Origin of the sequence: Paracoccus sp. (in: a-proteobacteria) (assembly GCF_047973135.1) — a bacterium.
GTDB lineage: Bacteria > Pseudomonadota > Alphaproteobacteria > Rhodobacterales > Rhodobacteraceae > Paracoccus.
The window spans coordinates 34,461-52,261 of record NZ_JBKEBL010000069.1 but is presented as its reverse complement, the minus strand read 5'-3'; the positions used below and the strand labels follow the sequence as shown (position 1 = coordinate 52,261).

Below are 17,801 nucleotides of genomic sequence, written 5' to 3'. Positions count from 1 at the left end.
ATGCGAGATATGAAAAATATTTACATATAGAGAAAAATATTCACATCCGTCATCTTTTGCCGCGTTACGCCGGGCAGCTCCGGGCTGCCGGGTCGGCGCCCTGTCCCGGCCATATCAGGAGGAGTTTGCATGAACATTCGTCACACCGCCCTTGCGCTGGTTTCGGCGCTGGCACTGATGGCCGGCACCGCCGAAGCGCGGGTCAACCTGAAACTTGCCAACGCCCTGTCAGACGACCACCCCACCAGCATCGCGTTGCAGAAATTTGCTGATGAGGTTGAGGAAAAGACCGGCGGCGAGGTCAAGATCCGGCTGTTCCTGAACGGCGTTCTGGGATCAGAGCGCGAGGTGCTGGAACAGTTGCAGAATGGTGCGGTCGATATTACCCGCGTCAGTGCGGCGAATCTGGAAAACTTCAACCCGATCTATCGGGCCTTCAACCTGCCCTATATCTTCAACGATGAGGATCATTTCTATCAGGTGATGACCGGACCCATCGCCGAAGAGGTCTATCAGGCCACCGCCAGCAGCGGCTTTACCGGACTGACCTTTTTCGACAGCGGCGCGCGGTCCTTTTATACCAAATCCAAGGCGATCAATACGCCCGATGATCTGGTCGGGCAAAAGATCCGGGTGATCAACTCGAACGTGTCGATCCGCATGGTCGAACTGATGGGGGGCACGCCAACGCCGCTGCCCTATGGCGAGATTTACACGGCATTGCAGCAGGGCGTGATCGACGGGGCCGAAAACAACCCCACCGCGCTGACCATCGGCCGCCATGGCGAGGTCGCCAGATTCTATTCGCAGGACGAACACCAGCGCATCCCGGATTTCCTTGTCATCTCGAACGCGGCCAGCGACAAGCTGAGCGACGAACAGAAGGCCGTCGTCAAGGAGGCCGCCGTCAACGCCACGCTGGCCTTTCGCGATCTGTGGAACACCGCCATGGCCGATGCCGTGACCGAGGCCGAGGCCGAAGGCGTGACCTTCAGCAAGCCCGACATCGCACCGTTCCGTGCCAAGGTCGCCCCGCTGGTCGAAGAGTTTCGCGCCGATCCGCAGGTTGGCCCGCTGCTGAACCGGATCATCGAAAGCCAGTAAACCATTCGGCCCCGCCGCCTGCTGCGGGGCCGGATATTTTCAAGTGGAATCCCATCACCATGACTTTCCCCGCCTCCCGCGCCCGGCTGGATGACATAATCGCGAAGCTGGTTCACGGCTTGCGCGCGCTGCGTCACGAAGGCCAGTTCGACGAGCCGAATCTGGACGGTACAGCCGGCGATTACATCAGTTTTGACTCGTGGGAATGGCCGCAGGGGGTCGGGCTGTACGGCCTTGCCCGGTTGTGGCAGCAAACCGGCGACGAGGCGCTGCGGCACCTGCTGGAAAGCTGGTATGCCCGGCATCTGGACAAGGGTCTGCCGCCGCAGAATGTCAACACCACGGCGCCGATGCTGGCGCTGTCGCTGCTGTGGCGCGAAACCCGCGATCCGCGATGGGACGGGGCGCTGTGTGACTGGGCCGATGGCGTCATGACCGCCATGCCGCGAACGGCCTCGGGCGGGTTTCAGCACGACGTGTCCGACAAGATCAACACAGGCGAGCTGTGGGACGATACGCTGTTCATGACCGCGCTGTTCCTGGCCGCCTATGGCGACGCCGCCGGGCGGCCCGAGCTTGTCGAAGAGGCCGCGTATCAGTTCCTGATCCACACTCATTACCTGTGTGAACATGAAACCGGGCTGTGGTTCCATGGCTGGACTTTCGATGGCAACCACAACTTTGCCCGTGCCCGTTGGGCGCGCGGTAATTCATGGATCTCGGCGGGCATTCTGGACCTGCTGGAGATGGCGCCTCTGGCGGCCTCGACGCGGAAATACCTGACCTGGGTTGTCACCACCCAGTTAGAGGCGCTGCTGGATCTTCAGGCCGACAGCGGCGCGTGGCACACGCTGGTGGACGATCCCGGTTCTTACCCCGAAATCTCGGCCACTGCCGCGATCGGTTATGCCCTGTTGAAGGGGCACAGGCTGGGTCATGGCGGTCCGCGCTGGAAAACCGGGGGCCAGCGCGCGCTGAAGGCTGTGCTGGACCATATCGGCGATGACGGGACGGTGGCGCAGGTGTCCTATGGCACGCGCATGGGTCACGATCTGCAATTCTATCGCGACATTCCCATTCAGCCGACCGGCTATGGTCAGTCGATGGCACTGCTGTGCCTGGTCGAGGCCCTGAACCACACCGGTTAGCGGCAGGGTCAGTGCGGATGCTTGGCCTGTGCGGGTGGCGGCATGGTGCGGCGATGCGTGTTTCGCGCCTCGATCCGCAGGATTTGCTCTGTCGTGTAACCCACGCCCGAGCCGTCCGGCATCAGCAGGCCGCGCAATTGCAGGTCGAAATAGCGCAGGCAGCAGACCCGCAGAAATGACGTGAAATTGCCGATGTCATGCCCTTCATCCAGGGATTCGTTGTAAAGCTGATGTAAAAGCTGCGGCACGTTCAGGTCATCGCGGGCGGCGATTTCCTCTAGCACCGCCCAGAACATCGTTTCCAGCCTGACACTTGTAACCATCCCGTCCATCCGGATAGAGCGGGTCTGACTTTTCCAAAGCTGCGGGTCGGCACCGATAAATAACTGACACATGTACTCCTCCTTCTCGCGTGGCGTTCCGGTGGCATGCGGGCGGCACGCCACCACGGACGGGCGCGCAGCAATGCCGCGCGCCCGCCCTGTCAGGCATGATCGTTCTCAGATATTACCCGCATTCATCTGGGATGCCAGAAATTCCGCCTGCCGCAGGGCCAGCGCAACGATGGTCAGGGTCGGGTTTTCGGCCGCCCCGGTCGTGAACTGTGACCCGTCAGAAACGAAAAGATTGGCGATGTCATGGCTTTGGCCGTTCTTGTTGACCACCCCGTCACGCGGATTTTCCGACATGCGATTGGTGCCCAGATTGTGGGTCGAGGGATAGGGCGGCGTCGGCAGGATGCGGGTCGCGCCCACCGCATCATAGATTGCCCGGCCGCGATCATAGGCATAATCGCGCATCGCCCGGTCATTCGGGTGATCGTCGTAATGCACATTCGCCGCAGGCAGGCCGTGCTGATCCAGCAGCTCGGTGTTCAGTGTGATGCGATTGGTTTCCTGCGGCATGTCCTCGCCTACGATCCACATTCCGGCCATGTTTTCATAGCTGTCAATCGCGGTGGTGAATTCGCGCCCCCATGAACCGGGGTCAAGGAAGGCCGCCGCGAAGGGAATCCCGACGGAAACCGTTTCAAGTTCGAACCCTCCGACAAAGCCCCGTGACGGATCGTGCCGCGATTCGTCCTGGATGATCCCGGCCATGGTGGTGCCGCGCCACATCCGCACCGGCTTGTCAAAGATGCCATAGACCGAGCCGGTAGTGTGGCGCATATAGTTGCGCCCGACCTGACCCGAGCTGTTGGCAAGCCCGTCCGGGAACATCGACGAAGCCGAGTTCAGCAGCAGGCGCGGGCTTTCGATCGAGTTGCCCGCCACGCAGACCACCCGCGCGGCCTGCATCTGCAAATTTCCGTCGGCATCGAAATACTCGACGCCCGTGACCTTGCCGGTATCGTCATGCAGGATGCGCGCCGCATGGGATTGGGGGCGCACCTCCAGATTGCCGGTCGCTTCGCCCTGTTCGATATCGGTATAGGCCGAGGACCATTTCGCGCCCCATTTGCAGCCCTGAAAACAGAACCCCGTCTGCTGGCACATCGGCCGGTCCAGACCCTCGGTCGAGTTGATCGCCATCCGCCCGGTATGAACCTCGGTATAACCCAGGGCCTTGGCCCCGGCCTCAAGGATCTTGTAGTTGTTGTTCCCCGGCAGCCCCGGCAGGCCGTTTGTCCGGGTGACGTTCAGCTTTTTCTCGGCCTTGTCGTACCACGGTGCCATTTCGGCGCTGTCGATCGGCCAGTCCAGAAGATTGGCGCCCCGGATATTTCCATAGGTCGTCGCCGTCTTCCATTCGTGATCCTGAAACCGCAGGCTTGCGCCCGCCCAGTGCACGGTCGAGCCGCCGACGGCCTTGACGATCCAGGTCGGCAGGCCCGGAAAATCCCGTGCCACGCGCCAGTCGCCGCTGGTGCTGCGCGCGTCGGTCCAGGCAAGCTGGCCGAAGCTGTCCCATTCGTCATTGATATAATCCTCGGGCAGGTAACGTCCGCCCGCCTCAAGCGCGACCACGCTGATGCCGCGCTGTGCAAGTTCGTTGGCAAGAACGCCACCGCCCGCGCCGGTGCCGACGATGACGACCACGCTGTCGTCGCCCAGATCAAAAGGTGCAGCCATGGTTCCTCTCCTTCAAAGCCAGTTGATGTCGTCGAAACCGCGGGCGAGATAACCGCCGTGGCTGAAGCTTTCGCCCTCATAGCCGAAGGCGGGCCAGATCGCTTTCTGGTTATACAGGCTGGTGACAAGCCCGCCCCGGATCTGCTGAAAGAACGCGCCGTCCTCGATGGCGCGCAGCAGATCGACCCGGTCGCGTTCCCAGCCAACCGCAAGATAGCGCCCGTAACCGCGCCCCTGTGCGACGGCATCCAGCCCGGCGATCCCGGCCTCGATGCCCGGCGCGGCCTCGGCGGTGTCATAGCCCTTGACGGCGATCACATAATATTCGTCGGCAACGCGGTCATGCGGATAGATGTCGCGCGCCATCTGCACCAGCGTGGCAAAGCTTTCCGCGCTGATATGCTGGGTTTCGGCGGCCCAGGCCGCATCGGGGGCGGCGATAAAGCCCGCTCCGATCACAAAACTGGTCCCGACCGCGCTGGCATGTGACAAAAGCTGGCGTCGGGTAAGGCCCCGGTGGCTGACATTCTGTTTCATTGTTATCCTCCCTTGAAATACGGAGGCGGGTTCCCTGGCCCCGCCATTTCGGTCATTTGTACCGGCCGCGTCTCTCCAGCACCTCGATCTGGTATCCATCGGGATCCGCGACAAAGAAAAACCGGCCGACGAATTTTCCGTCAGGCGCAAATTCGACCAGCTTGCGCGGTGCAAGGCCCTCGGCCTCGAAGCGCGCATGCTCGGCGTCAAGATCAGCGACCGACACGGCCAGATGCCCGTATCCGTCGCCCAGATCATAGGGCTTCGTCCGGCCCTTGTTCACCGTCAGTTCGACCTCGAACCCGGTTTCCGGGTTGCTGAGATAGATCAGGGTGAAGTCGCTGAAGTCGAGACGTTCCGCAACGTTCAGCCCGAATGCCTGCCGATAGAATGCAAGCGAGCGCTTTTCGTCCAGAACCCGCAACATCATGTGAATGGCCTTGCCCATGATTTCCTCTGGCTTTCAAAAGGTTACAGGTACTATAGCCAGCAATCGGCGGCAGCGGGTATTAAAGGCTTACTACATCACGGCTTTGTCGGACCGCAGGCTGGCTTATCGTTTTAGAACAATGCCCTGAACTGTCGGCATGACGAAGGGGCATGATCTGTACCGGCGATCCGGATCGGAGGGGCGGCGCAGACATCGCCCTTGCGGGGGCGGGGCCAGCATGTAACCTGTCGCCCATATCACCGAAAGGAACGCCCATGTCCCCGGAATTTGCCCCCGCATCGGATCACGCCCTGCCGCTTTGGCTGATCGAAAAAGGGGGCGAGAGCCCGGTCGAGGCGGGCGATTGGCCCAAGGCTTGCGGTTTTACCGGCAGGACGGGCGAAATCTGCCTGCTGCCGGGCGCGGATGGCAAGGTGGCCGGGGCGCTGTTCGGGCTGGGCGATCCGGGCAAGGCTGCGCGAGAGCGGTTCACTCTGGCCCGCGCGGGTGCCCTGCCCAAGGGAGACTGGTATCTTGCGAACCGGCCTGCGGGTGTGGACCCGGACGAGGCCGCACTTGGCTGGCTGCTGGGGCAGTATCGCTTCACCCGATACAAGGGCGGCCCGGCTGGCGAGGCGCCGCGTCTGGTCTGCCCCGAGGGTGTGGATGCCGCGCGTCTGTTGGCCATCGCGGCTGGCGAGTTTCTGACCCGCGACCTGATCAACACCCCTGCGGGCGATATGGGTCCGGCGCAGCTTGAACAGGCGGCGCGCGATCTCGCCGGGGAAATCGGCGCGCGGATCGAGGTCACGACGGGCACCGCGCTGCTGGAATCGAACCTGCCGATGGTCCATGCGGTCGGGCGTGCCGCCGAACAGGCCCCCCGGCTGATCGACATCCGGCTGGGCGATACCGGGCCGATGCTGACGCTGGTTGGCAAGGGCGTGTGTTTCGACACTGGCGGGCTGGACATCAAGCCTGCCTCGTCCATGGCCTTGATGAAAAAGGACATGGGCGGCGCGGCGACGGTGCTGGGCCTGCTGAAGATGCTGGCCGGTACCGGCGCGACGCCGGGGCTGCGGCTGCGCGTGCTGATCCCGGCGGTGGAAAACAGTATTGCGGGTAACGCCTTTCGCCCCGGCGACGTGCTGACCAGCCGCAAGGGCCTGACCGTCGAGGTGAACAACACCGATGCCGAGGGGCGGCTGGTGCTGGCCGACGCGCTGGCCCTCGGGGCTGAGGAAAGCCCCGATCTGATGGTTTCTTTCGCGACGCTGACGGGGGCGGCGCGGGTGGCGCTGGGGCCGGATATTCCGCCCTTCTATTGCGATGACGACGCCACCGCGCGGGCCTTGCAGGACAGCGCGATGGCCGTCGCGGACCCGCTGTGGCGCATGCCGTTCTGGGCACCCTATGACACGATGATCGAGCCGCAGATTGCCGATCTGGACAATGCCCCCTCGGGCGGGATGGCCGGGTCGATCACCGCCGCCCTGTTCCTGCGCCGCTTTGCCGAAGGGGCGGGGCGCTATGTTCATCTGGACATTTACGGCTGGCAGCCCTCGGCGGCGCCGGGGCGGCCCAAGGGCGGCGTCGGGCAGGGCGCGCGCGCGCTGCTGGCGGCGCTGCCGGACCTGCTGGCGTGACCTTTGACCGGCGGCTGACGCCCGCGACCGACCGCGTGGCGCTGGACAGTCTGCGTGGCGTGCTGGACCGGCCCGCCTGGACGCCGGGCCAGCCCGCGCGGCTGACCGTTCCGCTGGCCGATCTGCTGGACGCGCCGGGAGGGCGCCGTGACCGGCAGGTGATTTTCGGCGCCGACCTGACGGTGATCGAGGAACGTGGCGACCGGGTCTTTGTGCAGGCGGCGCTGGATGGCTATTGCGGCTGGCTGAGGGCCGAGGCGCTGACCCGCGAGCTGCCGCCGATCACCCATCGCGTTACCGCGCCCGCCACGCATCTTTACCCTGCGCCCGATATGAAACAGCCTGAAATCCTTGGGCTTTCCATTGGCGCGCGACTGTCGGTTTCGGGGATCGAGGGCCGCTTTGCACGCCTTGCCACGGGCGGCTTTGTCCCCGTTCAGCATATCGGCGATCAGCCCGTCACCGATCCGGTCACTGTGGCCGAAAACCTGCTGGGCACGCCCTATCTGTGGGGCGGAAACAGCCGTGCGGGCATTGATTGCTCGGGGCTGGCGCAGATTGCGCTGACCGAATGCGGCATCCCCTGCCCCGGCGACAGCGACCTGCAACGGGACGCCTTTCCCCGCGCTGCGGACATCGCGCGCGGGGATCTGCTGTTCTGGCCGGGACATGTGGCGCTGGCGGCCTCGGGCGATCTGATGATCCACGCGACAGCCTGGAAAATGGCGGTGATATGGGAACCCATCGCCGATGCCATGGCCCGGATCGAGGCGGCGGATGGGGGGTCATTCCTTGGCGCGCGGCGACCGGTCAGGTAAGCGGCGTCGAAGATGCCCATTCGCGGAACGCCCCCCCCACGCGGGACGAAGCGGTCATTCCGTCCGATGACCCGGCCCGGTGGCGGGAGCGGATGGAAAGTCGGCAGCGGGTATGGGGCAATCCTCGGGTGTCGCCCATCTGCCCGTCAAGCGCGCCTTTGGCCCGTCATGGTTCACCCCCGGCCAGAAACCGGTTGATCCAGTCGCAGATCGCAGCAAAGCTTTCGCCTGCGCGCTTGCTGCCATGCCGGGCGCGCAGATAGCCGTGGACAAGCTGCGCTTCGTTGCGCCAGTCGGCGCGGATGCCGACAGCTCGCAGTTTTTCCTGATAGGCGGGGCCATCGTCGCGGATCGGGTCCACATCGGCGGTGACGATCAGGGCAGGGGGCAGGCCCTCGAAGCTGCTGGCGCGCAGCGGCGAGGCCTCGGGGTTGTTGCGCCGCAGGTCGGGATTGCCTCCGGTGATCAGGTCGGCATAGCTTTTCAGATCCTGGGTTCGCAGCAGCGGTGCCTCGGCGTTGTCGGTATAGGATGGCGCGGTCATGTCGCCGCCGAGGCCCGGATAGATCAGCACCTGCGCCAACGGCATGGCCCCTCCGATGCGCCGCATTCGTAAACACAGCGCGGCGGAAAGGTTGCCGCCCGCGCTGTCGCCGATGGCGATGCCGCCCCGTCCCGTCGCGGTTTCGGCCTGCCAGACGGCGGCGACATCGTCGATCTGGGCGGGGAACAGATGTTCTGGCGCAAGGCGGTAATCGACCGACACCACCTCGCAGCCGGTCGCAACGGCCAGTTCCGCGCAGACATCGTCATGGCTGTCCAGCCCGCCGACGACAAAGCCGCCGCCATGCGAATACAGCAGAAAGGCCCTTCCCGCCGCGCCTTCGGGGATATAGCGGCGCACCGGAACGCCGGCGACCGTTTCGTCGCGGACCGGCAGCCCGGCGGGGTGCGGGGCGCGGAACACGGCGCACATGGCGTCATACATGCGGCGGTTGTCGTCAGCGGTCGCGCCATTCGCATCGGCGGGATAGGCGGCCTCGGTATCGGCGATAAAGCGCAGCACTTCGGGATCGGTGATCTGCATTGGGTCAGCCTTTCTTGCGGTCCGCGATGGTGGCATCCAGCCAGTCCGGGTCCATTTCGGGGACCGAACTCAGCAGCAGCCTTGTATAGGGGTGGTGCGGGGGGGTGAACATCCGGCCCTTTGGCCCCTGTTCGACCACACGCCCCTTTTGCATGACGACGACATGATCGGCGATGGCCCGGACCGTCGCAAGGTCATGGGTGATGAACATATAGGCCAGCCCGCGTTCGTCCTGAAGGCGCTTCAGCAGACGCAGGATCCCTTCGGCCACCAGTTGATCCAGCGCCGATGTCACCTCGTCGCAGATGATCACGCGAGGTTCCGCCGCCAGCGCACGGGCGATGCCGATCCGCTGTTTCTGCCCGCCCGACAGAGTCGAGGGATAGCGGTTGATGAACTGATCCGGCTCCATCTCGATGGCGGTCAGCAATTCGCGGATCCTGTCCTCTTGCGCCTTGCCGCGCAGCCCCAGATAAAAGCGGATCGGCCGTCCGATGATGTCCCGGACGGTCTGCTTCGGGTTCAGCGCGGTATCTGCCGACTGATAGATCATCTGGATCTGCCGCAACTGGTCCTTGCTGCGCGCCGCAAGCCGGGCGGGCAGGGCCGTGCCGTCCAATTCGACCGATCCGGCAAGCGGCGGCAGCAGCCCGGTGATCACCCGCGCCACCGTGGATTTTCCTGACCCGCTTTCGCCCACCACGGCGACCGTGCGACCGGCATGGATGTCAAAGCTGACATCCTCAAGCACCGGCACCCCGCGCGCATATTCGGCGCTGATGCCCTGCACCCGCATCACCGGAACGTCATCCGCCGCCAAAGCGGGCTTTTCCGGCGAGGTAAAGCTGCGCACCGCCCAAAGCGACCGGGAATAATCCTCTTGCGGATTGGCCAGCATGTCGCGGGTCGGCTGTTCCTCGACCTCTTCGCCCCGCAGCAGGATCTTGATGCGGTCAGCCCTCTGCGCCACCCCGGCAAGATCGTGGGTGATATAAATCGCGGCGGTGCCCAGGTCCCTGACGGCGTTGCGGATTGCGCCCAGAACCTCGATCTGGGTGGTCACGTCCAGCGCCGTGGTGGGTTCGTCAAAGATGATCAGGTCGGGTTTGCAGGCCATGGCCATGGCGGTCATCGCCCGCTGCAACTGTCCGCCAGAAACCTGATGCGGATAGCGAAAGCCGATCTCGTCCGGGTTCGGCAGGCGCAGGCGGGCATACAGTTCGCGCCCTTCGCGTTCGGCATCCTCGCGCGGCGTCAGGCGGTGAATGCTGGTCGGTGCCTCGGTATACTGGTCGATCAGCCGGTGCGCGGGGTTGAAATATGCGGCGGCGGATTGCGCCACATAGGCGATGCGGCGGCCCCGCAACGCCCGGCGGCGGCGTTCGGACAGGGCCAACAGGTCCATGCCGTCAAAGCTGATGCTGCCGCCCGAAATCCGCGTGCCGTCGCGCGAATAGCCCATCGCAGCAAGGCCCAGTGTCGATTTCCCCGCGCCGGATTCGCCGATCAGGCCCAGAACCTCGCCGCGTCGCAGGTCAAGATCTACGCCCCTGATGATCGGCTGCCAGCTTTCGCCTTGCTGGCCCTCGATCCGAAGTCCGCGAATGGTCAGCAGTATATCGCTCATCGGTTCGCCCTCAGTCCTTAAGGCCGGATGCGCGATGCAGCATCCAGTCCACAACGAAATTGATGCTGACTGTCAGCAGCGCAATGCAACCGGCGGGTAGCAGAGGGGTGATGTCGCCAAAGGTGATCAGCGCGGCATTGTCCCGCACCATCGACCCCCAGTCCGCCGTGGGCGGCTGAATCCCCAGCCCCAGAAAGGACAAGGCCGAAACCGCCAGAAAGACAAAGCAGAAGCGCAGGCCGAATTCGGCCACAAGCGGGGCCATGATATTGGGCAGGATTTCCCGCCGGACCAGCCAGCCGGTGCCCTCGCCCCGCAGGCGCGCGGCCTCGACATAGTCCATGACGACCACATTCATCGCAACGGCGCGGGACAGGCGAAAGACGCGCGTCAGCTCCAGCACCGCGATGATCAGGATCAGCATCGGAATAGAAGTGCCAAAGATCGACAGCAGCAGCAGCGCAAAGACCAGAGAGGGGATCGCCATCAGCATGTCCACAAGCCGCGACAGCGCCTGATCGGTCAGCCCGCCCAGAACGGCAGCCAGCAGCCCAAGCGCGGTGCCCAGGCCAAAGGCGATGGCCGTCGTCGCCAGCGCAATCCCGATAGAGTTGCGCGCGCCAAAGATCAGCCGCGACAGCATGTCCCGGCCCAGATTGTCGGTGCCCAGCAGATAGGCACCACCCCAGGGTTCGAACTCGGCCCCGACGATCTCGGTTTCGCCATAAGGGGCCAGCAGGTCGGCGAACAGGCCGGTCAGCAGGAAACCGGCGATCACCATGATCCCGAACAGCGCCGTAAGGGGGACGGACTTAAACGAAATCGGGGGCATGGGTCATTTCCTGTGCATCAGGCGCGGATTGGTCGCGATGGCCAGCAGATCGGCGCAAAGGTTCAGCAGGATGTAGATGCTGGCAAAGATCAGGCAGCAGGCCTGCACGACGGGAATGTCACGCTTGGCGACGGAATCGACCATCAACTGCCCCAGACCGGGATAGACGAACACCACCTCGACAATGACCACCCCCGTCACCAGATAGGCCAGGTTCAGCGCCACCACATTGATGATCGGTGCAAGGGCGTTGGGCAGCGCGTGCCGCAGGATGACCCGCACGGGGGACGCGCCTTTCAGCCGCGCCATTTCGATATAGGGTTGGGCCAGCAGGTTGATGATCGCCGCCCGCGTCATCCGCATCATATGCGCGGTGACGACAAGAACCAGCGTCAGCGCGGGCAGAAAGGTCCGGTACAGCATCGTGGGCAGGCCAGCCCCGCTGCCGAAATCCGCGATCGACGGGAACATGCCCCATGTCACCGAAAGGTACAGCAGCAAAATGTAAGCCACAAAATATTCCGGGAACGAAATGGTCGTCAGCGTCACGATATTCACCGCGCGGTCGAACCAGCTTCCTCGATACAGGGCGGCCAGCAGGCCAAGGGCGACGGACAACGGAACCGCGATGGCGGCGGCATAGGCGGCCAGAAACAGCGTATTGGCAAAACGTCCGGACAGCAGCTCGGCGATGTCGCGCCCGTTCGCCAGAGAGGTACCGAAATCGCCGCGCAGGATCCCGCCCAGCCAGCCGAAATACCGCAGCATCGCCGGCTGATCGAGGCCCAGTTCCCGCCGGAAGGCCGCGACCGTTTCCGGGGTGGCGGATTGGCCCAGAACCTCTTCGGCCAGATCGCCGGGCAGCAATTCGATTGCCAGAAAGATGAACAGGGAAATGGCAAACAGCGTCAGCAGGCCAAGGGCCAGCCGTTGCAGGATCAGCAGGACAAGCGGGTGCCGGGTCATGGTGTCTTGGCCTCGTCGCCCGGCCAGCCGATGTCACGAACCGGTCGTCCGGCATGGGCGGGGACGGGGATGCCGCGCTGACCGGCGGACAGCCGCGCCAGACGCCCGCTGAGGGGCTCGGCCATTGGTGCGGCCCTGACCGCCCCTGTGTCCACATGCATCAGCATATGTTCGCCCGTGGCCAGCACCTTGCCCGCGTCGTCCAGCATCTCGTGATGCAGACGGATCCGCGTGGAATCGTGGCCCAGGACGGTTGTGTGAACCGTCAGGGGCGTGTTTGCCCTTGCTTCGGCCAGATGGCGGATATGGGTTTCGACCGTATAGACCGAGCGTCCCGCCGCGCGATAGGCGGCATCCATGCCGATATGGCCCAGAAAGGCGTCAGTTGCGTCTCCGAACACCTGAAGATAGCGAAATTCCGTCATATGGCCGTTATAATCCAGCCAGTCGCCCAGAACCCGCGCGCGATGCAGGGCCAGCGGCTTAGAGCTGTCCGGCTGCTGCGTGGCGGCGTCGGCCTTGGCGCGTTCGTAGAACCGTTCCTCCATCTGCCGCAGGGTCTGGCCCGCGCCCCAGTCCTGTGCCTTCAGCGCCTGAAAGATGCCGATCAGGTTGTCGTCGCGGATGCGTTCAAGTTCGCGGATGGAATATTGCCCGGATTGCGCATCCGACTGCGCGCCGATCTTGTCTGCCAGCGCATCGGTCATTTCGGGCACATCGGTCAGCCGGGACCACGGCCATTTCAGTGCCGGGCCGAACTGTTCGATGAAATGCCGCATCCCGGCCTCGCCGCCCGCGATGCGATAGGTTTCGAACAGGCCCATCTGCGCCCAACGCAGGCCAAAGGAATATCGGATCACGTCGTCGATTTCCTGCGTCGAGGCGACATCGTCCCTGATCAGCCACAGCGCCTCGCGCCAGACGGCCTCCAGCAGGCGGTCGCCGATATGGGCGTCGATCTCTTTTCGGACACGCAGAGGGAACATGCCGGTTTCGCGCTGGATTTCAGCGGCACGGTCCAACGCCTTGTCGTCATTGGCGGGGCTGCCCACCAGTTCCACCAGCGGGATCAGATAGACCGGGTTGAACGGATGGGCCACGAACAGGCGTTCAGGGCGGGCCATCCCCTGCTGCAATTCCGACGGCCTGAACCCGGATGTGGATGACCCGATCAGTGCATCCGGCGCAGCCGCCGCCTCGATCGCGGCGATGACCCTGCGCTTCAGGTCCAGCCGCTCGGGCACGCTTTCCTGAATATAGCCGGCCCCCGCGACCGCGCCTGCAAGATCGTCGTGAAAGCTTAGCCTGCCTTCGGGGCACAGGGGGGCCTGCAACATCCGGCCATAGGCGCGGCGGGCATTGTCCAGCACCTCGCCGACGATCCGGGGCGCGTCGGGATGGGGATCATGCACCGCCACATCGATGCCGTTCAGCAGAAAGCGGGCGATCCAGCCGCCGCCGATGACTCCGCCGCCGATACAGGCGGCCTTGTTGAATGTCAGGGACATTGCAATCCTCTTGCCAGAAAGAACCGGAGCCCGAAGGCGGCAGCGATCAGGTCATCCACCAACGTTCGATGGCCTTCCAGCCATCCAGAAAGCGGTTCGAGGCCAGTTTGCCATGCTGGATACGGTCCGCTTTCCCATCGACGAAATTCGCGAACATCGGGATGATCGTGCCGCCGTCGTCGCGGCAAAGCTGCTGCATCTCGGCGTACATTTCGGCCCGCCTTGCATCGTCCAGTTCGACCCGCGCCGATTTCAGCAGGGTGTTGAAGCGTTCATTCGACCAATGGCTTTCGTTCCAGCTTGCGCCATCTGCATAAACCATCGAGAACATCCAGTCCTCGGTCGGGCGACCGTTCCAATAGCTCATGCAGAAGGGCTTTTTCAGCCAGACATTCGACCAGTAGCCGTCCGCCGGTTCGTTCTTTACATTCACCCTGATCCCGGCCTTTGCCGCCGATTCCTGAAACAACACCGCCGCGTCCACCGCGCCGGAAAACGCCGCCGAGGATGCCGACAGCGTGACATCCAGCGCGTCCATACCGGCCTGTTTCAGGTGGAATTTCGCCTTGTCCGGGTCATAGACCCGCTGTTCCAGCGCCGCGTCGTGGAACCGGTAGGCCGGGCCGATGGGGTGGTCATTACCCACCGTACCATGGCCGCGCAGCAGTTTTTCGACCATCTCTTCGCGGTCGATGGCATATTTCAGGGCCATCCGCACGTTCACATCGCTGAACGGCGCGGTATCGCAATGCATCGGGAACGGATAATGGGCCGAGCCGGTGACTTCGACGATCTCGATCCCCGGCCGGCGCTTCAGCATATGCACTGTCTTGGTGGGCACGCCGTTGATGATGTCCACCTCGCCTGTCACCAGCGCGTTTTGCCGCGCTGTCGGGTCGTTGACGGTCAGCAGCGTCACCTCGTCGAACCAGGCGCGGTCCTGTTTCCAGTAGTCGTCCCGCCGTTTCAGGCGGATGCGCACGCCGGGTTCGTGTTCTTCCAGCGTATAGCCGCCGGTGCCGATGCCGGACTGCCAGTCCAGCTTGCCCGAGGCGTCGGCGGGCATGATCAGCAGGTGATAATCGGCCGCGACAAAGGGAAAATCGGCATTGCCCGCCCCCAGTTCGAACACCACCACATGATCGCCATCGGCGCGGATTTCGGCCACGTCCTCCAGCAGTTCCGTGGCACCCGATTTCGTGTCCTCGCCCCGGTGGTGATTGAACGAGGCGATGACATCCGCCGCTGTCAGCGGCTTGCCGTTCGAAAAATTGACCTGACGCAGTTTGAAGGTCCAGATTTTCGCGTCCGGGCTTGATGTAATCTCTTCCGCCAGTTCGGGTTTGGCTGCGCCGTTCTCGTCGATTTCCACCAGATTGTTGCAGACCCCGCCCAGCATCGCCGTCACCACCGGCCCGCCGGTATAGGTCGCCGGGTCGATGCTGTCCGAGGTCGCGCCCCCGGAATGGCCGATCCGTACATGACCGCCCCTTTGCGGCGCAGGCTGCGCAAAGGCCGCCGACGCAACCCCAAGGGCCAGCGCGGCGGCGGACGAGGCTTGCAGGAAACCCCGGCGATCAATGCGGATCGATGTCATGAATTTTTCTCCCTTGTTTGGGGGGGCGCCCCCGGCATGTGACAAACGGCGCGTTACCAGCGCTTCTTCAGTTTCAGCTTTTCCCTGACCTGCGCAGGCGTCATCAGCGAGACATTCATAGCGGCAAGCAGACTGGCCGCCCGTTCGACCAGCGCGCCATTCGTCGCCAGAACGCCCCTTTCCAGCCAGATGTTATCCTCAAGCCCCACGCGGACATTCCCGCCCGCCAGCACCGCCTGCGCCACATAGGGCAATTGCATCCGCCCGATGGAAAACATCGAATAGACCCAGCCCGTGGGGATGTTGTTGACCATCGCCATCAGCGAGTTCGGATCGTCGGGCGCGCCAAAGGGGATGCCCATGCAAAGCTGGATCAGCACCGGATCGTCGATCAGCCCCTCGGCAACCAGCGTCCGGGCCAGCCACAGATGGCCAAGGTCGAATACCTCGATCTCGGGCTTGACCCCGGCGGCCTGAATGCGCCGGGCCATCGCGCGCAGCGTGCCGGGCGTGTTGGTCATCACGTAATCCGCTTCGGCAAAATTCATCGTACCGCAATCCAGAGTGCAGATTTCGGGCAGCAATTCCTGAACATGGACCAGACGCTCGGTCGCGCCGACCAGATCGGTTCCGGCCGGATTCAGCGGCAGGGGTGATTCTGCCGAACCCAGCACGATGTCGCCCCCCATTCCTGCCGTCAGGTTCAGGATCACGTCGGTGCCGCTGTCGCGGACGCGGGCCACGACTTCGCGGTACAGGGCCGGATCGCGCGAGGGTGCGCCGGTTTCGGGGTCGCGCACATGCACATGGGCGACCGCCGCCCCCGCCTGTGCCGCCTCGACACATGCCGCCGCGATCTGCGCGGGTGTCACCGGCACCTTGTCGCTTTTCAGATGGCTTTGCCCCGACCCTGTCACGGCACAGGTGATAAATGCATCCCAGTTCAAGATCATGTCCCCGACAAACAAGTGCAAACCGGTTTTCGCCCCCGAAACCGCCGGTTTACGTCGCCGCAACCGTCATATGATTTGCTGATGCAGTCAAGTTTGCTCTGCCCGGCTGATTTTACGCTGATGCCGCACAGATGTGACGATCAACTTGCCTGCATCAGCGCTGGGGGCGATCACGTCCCGGCGCAGCCGGTCCGTTCCGGGGTGCCGGTTACAGCGGCCGCCCTGCCAGCAGCCTTGGCATCGGTGTGACCGCCAGCCCCGCCGCCTGCCGCATAAAGCCCCTGCGCAAAGCCGGGATCGCCGTCACCGCGCCCATGCCAAGGCCGCGCAAGGTGCGCAGCAGCGGATTGTCATTGGCGAAAAGCTGGTTCACCATGTCCATCCCCAGCGCCAGGGCGGTTGCGTCGAACCGTCTCCAGCGTTGATAGCGTTCCAGCACATCTGTTGCCCCGAAATCCTCGCCCCGCCGGGCGGCATCGGCGACGGTCTCGGCCAGTGCGGCAACGTCACGCAGACCAAGGTTCAGCCCCTGCCCGGCGATGGGATGCACCCCATGCGCGGAATCGCCCACCAGCGCGATCCGGGGGGCGATATAGTCATCGGCCAGCGACAGGCTGAGCGGATAGGAAAACCGCCCCCCCGCCAGCGAAAGCGTGCCCAGAAAATCGCCGAAACGCGGGCGCAGCACATCCAGAAAGGCGTCATCCGGCAGCGCACCGATGGCCTGCGCATTCTGCCGGGTTTCAGACCAGACCACGCTGCTGCGATTGCCTGGCAGCGGCAGGATCGCCAGTGGTCCGGTCGCCATGAAATATTGATGCGCGATGCCATGATGTGGCAATTCGTGGTCAATGGCGGCGACCAAAGCCGTCTGCCCGTAATCGCGCCCGCGCCGCGCGATCCCCGCCCGGTCCGCCACGCCCGAGGCGCGCCCATCCGCGCCTACCAGCAGCCTTGCAGTCAGTTCGCGCCCGTCCGACAGCCCCGCAGTCACCGCCACGGCCCCGGCCTCTTGCGCGACGACAGACCGCCCCGGCAGATGCGTCACCTTATCGGCCATGCCAGCCAGCAGCGCGCGATAGAGGAACCTGTCCTCCAGCATGAAACCGACAGGGCCTTCCTCGATTTCGGCGCTGTCGAAATGCAGGTGAAACGGGGCCGCGCCCTCGCCCGGCACCCCCTGCGAGGCGATGACCTGCATGATCGGCTGGCTGTTCCCGGCCAGCCCGTCCCAGAGGCCAAGCGCCTTCAGCAGCCGCTGCGACGCAATGGCCAGCGCATAGGCCCGCCCGTCAAACGCCTCGCCCGCGCGGGCATCGGCGGGGCGCGGGTCCACCACCGCCACCCGCAGACCGGCATCGGCCAGCGCCAGCGCCAGACAGGGACCATTCAGACCGCCACCTGCGATCAGGACATCGAAATCGGTTCTCATGACCCGCGATCATGCACGGCGCGCGGCCAAAGTCCATGCGGCGC

The 17,801-nt window shown here is 64.1% G+C and carries 16 protein-coding genes; 4 read left to right on the top strand and 12 right to left on the bottom strand.

Annotated elements, in window-relative coordinates; genetic code table 11:
* Positions 1 to 129: 129 nt before the first annotated feature.
* Positions 130 to 1,104 carry a TRAP transporter substrate-binding protein gene (locus ACK5L9_RS06190; protein ID WP_416910591.1) on the top strand — a complete coding sequence of 325 codons (975 nt, stop codon included), beginning with the start codon at positions 130 to 132 and terminating at the stop codon, positions 1,102 to 1,104.
* Positions 1,105 to 1,163: 59 nt separating this feature from the next.
* Positions 1,164 to 2,252, top strand: a complete 1,089-nt coding sequence (locus ACK5L9_RS06185) for a glycoside hydrolase family 88/105 protein (protein WP_416910590.1) — start codon at positions 1,164 to 1,166, stop codon at positions 2,250 to 2,252.
* An 8-nt stretch (positions 2,253 to 2,260) separates the two neighbouring features.
* Here ACK5L9_RS06185 and ACK5L9_RS06180 read toward each other — a convergent pair whose 3' ends face one another.
* From ACK5L9_RS06180 to ACK5L9_RS06165, 4 genes are all read right to left on the bottom strand, one after another.
* Positions 2,261 to 2,647: a ribbon-helix-helix domain-containing protein gene (locus ACK5L9_RS06180; protein WP_416910589.1), complete on the bottom strand. Its 387-nt coding sequence runs from the start codon at positions 2,645 to 2,647 to the stop codon at positions 2,261 to 2,263.
* A gap of 105 nt (positions 2,648 to 2,752) precedes the next feature.
* Positions 2,753 to 4,324, bottom strand: a complete 1,572-nt coding sequence (locus tag ACK5L9_RS06175; RefSeq protein WP_416910588.1) for a GMC family oxidoreductase — start codon at positions 4,322 to 4,324, stop codon at positions 2,753 to 2,755.
* A 12-nt stretch (positions 4,325 to 4,336) separates the two neighbouring features.
* Complete coding sequence (locus ACK5L9_RS06170) at positions 4,337 to 4,861, bottom strand: Twin-arginine translocation pathway signal (RefSeq protein ID WP_416910587.1); 525 nt, start codon at positions 4,859 to 4,861, stop codon at positions 4,337 to 4,339.
* Positions 4,862 to 4,913: 52 nt separating this feature from the next.
* On the bottom strand, positions 4,914 to 5,309 hold the full coding sequence (locus tag ACK5L9_RS06165) for a VOC family protein (RefSeq protein WP_416910586.1): 396 nt from the start codon (positions 5,307 to 5,309) through the stop codon (positions 4,914 to 4,916).
* Between the two features lie 257 nt (positions 5,310 to 5,566).
* Here ACK5L9_RS06165 and ACK5L9_RS06160 point away from each other — a divergent pair, with 257 nt between their 5' ends.
* Entirely contained in the window at positions 5,567 to 6,937 is a 1,371-nt protein-coding gene (locus tag ACK5L9_RS06160; protein WP_416910585.1) for a leucyl aminopeptidase family protein, read from the top strand.
* Positions 6,934 to 7,755 (top strand): NlpC/P60 family protein, encoded by an 822-nt coding sequence (locus ACK5L9_RS06155; RefSeq protein WP_416910584.1) that lies wholly within the window; start codon positions 6,934 to 6,936, stop codon positions 7,753 to 7,755. The genes ACK5L9_RS06160 and ACK5L9_RS06155 overlap by 4 nt, the downstream gene beginning before the upstream one ends.
* Before the next feature lie 166 nt (positions 7,756 to 7,921).
* Here the strand turns inward: ACK5L9_RS06155 and ACK5L9_RS06150 are convergent, their stop codons facing one another.
* The 8 genes from ACK5L9_RS06150 to ACK5L9_RS06115 form a co-directional block, all read right to left on the bottom strand.
* On the bottom strand, positions 7,922 to 8,842 hold the full coding sequence (locus ACK5L9_RS06150; protein ID WP_416910583.1) for an alpha/beta hydrolase: 921 nt from the start codon (positions 8,840 to 8,842) through the stop codon (positions 7,922 to 7,924).
* Positions 8,843 to 8,846: 4 nt separating this feature from the next.
* Positions 8,847 to 10,469, bottom strand: a complete 1,623-nt coding sequence (locus ACK5L9_RS06145; RefSeq protein ID WP_416910582.1) for an ABC transporter ATP-binding protein — start codon at positions 10,467 to 10,469, stop codon at positions 8,847 to 8,849.
* Positions 10,470 to 10,479: 10 nt separating this feature from the next.
* Positions 10,480 to 11,301 (bottom strand): ABC transporter permease, encoded by an 822-nt coding sequence (locus ACK5L9_RS06140; protein WP_416910581.1) that lies wholly within the window; start codon positions 11,299 to 11,301, stop codon positions 10,480 to 10,482.
* A gap of 3 nt (positions 11,302 to 11,304) precedes the next feature.
* Positions 11,305 to 12,267, bottom strand: coding sequence for an ABC transporter permease (locus ACK5L9_RS06135; protein WP_416910580.1), 963 nt, complete (start codon positions 12,265 to 12,267; stop codon positions 11,305 to 11,307).
* A complete protein-coding gene (locus ACK5L9_RS06130; RefSeq protein WP_416910579.1) occupies positions 12,264 to 13,775 on the bottom strand; it encodes a carnitine 3-dehydrogenase in 1,512 nt (503 codons plus the stop codon). The genes ACK5L9_RS06135 and ACK5L9_RS06130 overlap by 4 nt, the downstream gene beginning before the upstream one ends.
* Before the next feature lie 46 nt (positions 13,776 to 13,821).
* On the bottom strand, positions 13,822 to 15,372 hold the full coding sequence (locus tag ACK5L9_RS06125) for an ABC transporter substrate-binding protein (protein ID WP_416910578.1): 1,551 nt from the start codon (positions 15,370 to 15,372) through the stop codon (positions 13,822 to 13,824).
* Between the two features lie 53 nt (positions 15,373 to 15,425).
* On the bottom strand, positions 15,426 to 16,325 hold the full coding sequence (locus ACK5L9_RS06120; RefSeq protein WP_416910577.1) for a 3-keto-5-aminohexanoate cleavage protein: 900 nt from the start codon (positions 16,323 to 16,325) through the stop codon (positions 15,426 to 15,428).
* A 208-nt stretch (positions 16,326 to 16,533) separates the two neighbouring features.
* Positions 16,534 to 17,757 carry a UbiH/UbiF/VisC/COQ6 family ubiquinone biosynthesis hydroxylase gene (locus tag ACK5L9_RS06115; protein ID WP_416910576.1) on the bottom strand — a complete coding sequence of 408 codons (1,224 nt, stop codon included), beginning with the start codon at positions 17,755 to 17,757 and terminating at the stop codon, positions 16,534 to 16,536.
* Positions 17,758 to 17,801 lie beyond the last annotated feature (44 nt).

Coding starts and splice junctions, on each gene's coding strand:
- ACK5L9_RS06140 (WP_416910581.1), bottom strand. CDS start 11,301: ATGCCCCCGATTTCGTTTAAGTCCGTCCCCCTTACGGCGCTGTTCGGG.
- ACK5L9_RS06120 (WP_416910577.1), bottom strand. CDS start 16,325: ATGATCTTGAACTGGGATGCATTTATCACCTGTGCCGTGACAGGGTCG.
- ACK5L9_RS06180 (WP_416910589.1), bottom strand. CDS start 2,647: ATGTGTCAGTTATTTATCGGTGCCGACCCGCAGCTTTGGAAAAGTCAG.
- ACK5L9_RS06145 (WP_416910582.1), bottom strand. CDS start 10,469: ATGAGCGATATACTGCTGACCATTCGCGGACTTCGGATCGAGGGCCAG.
- ACK5L9_RS06175 (WP_416910588.1), bottom strand. CDS start 4,324: ATGGCTGCACCTTTTGATCTGGGCGACGACAGCGTGGTCGTCATCGTC.
- ACK5L9_RS06165 (WP_416910586.1), bottom strand. CDS start 5,309: ATGGGCAAGGCCATTCACATGATGTTGCGGGTTCTGGACGAAAAGCGC.
- ACK5L9_RS06190 (WP_416910591.1), top strand. CDS start 130: ATGAACATTCGTCACACCGCCCTTGCGCTGGTTTCGGCGCTGGCACTG.
- ACK5L9_RS06115 (WP_416910576.1), bottom strand. CDS start 17,757: ATGAGAACCGATTTCGATGTCCTGATCGCAGGTGGCGGTCTGAATGGT.
- ACK5L9_RS06125 (WP_416910578.1), bottom strand. CDS start 15,372: ATGACATCGATCCGCATTGATCGCCGGGGTTTCCTGCAAGCCTCGTCC.
- ACK5L9_RS06130 (WP_416910579.1), bottom strand. CDS start 13,775: ATGTCCCTGACATTCAACAAGGCCGCCTGTATCGGCGGCGGAGTCATC.
- ACK5L9_RS06185 (WP_416910590.1), top strand. CDS start 1,164: ATGACTTTCCCCGCCTCCCGCGCCCGGCTGGATGACATAATCGCGAAG.
- ACK5L9_RS06160 (WP_416910585.1), top strand. CDS start 5,567: ATGTCCCCGGAATTTGCCCCCGCATCGGATCACGCCCTGCCGCTTTGG.
- ACK5L9_RS06170 (WP_416910587.1), bottom strand. CDS start 4,861: ATGAAACAGAATGTCAGCCACCGGGGCCTTACCCGACGCCAGCTTTTG.
- ACK5L9_RS06135 (WP_416910580.1), bottom strand. CDS start 12,267: ATGACCCGGCACCCGCTTGTCCTGCTGATCCTGCAACGGCTGGCCCTT.
- ACK5L9_RS06150 (WP_416910583.1), bottom strand. CDS start 8,842: ATGCAGATCACCGATCCCGAAGTGCTGCGCTTTATCGCCGATACCGAG.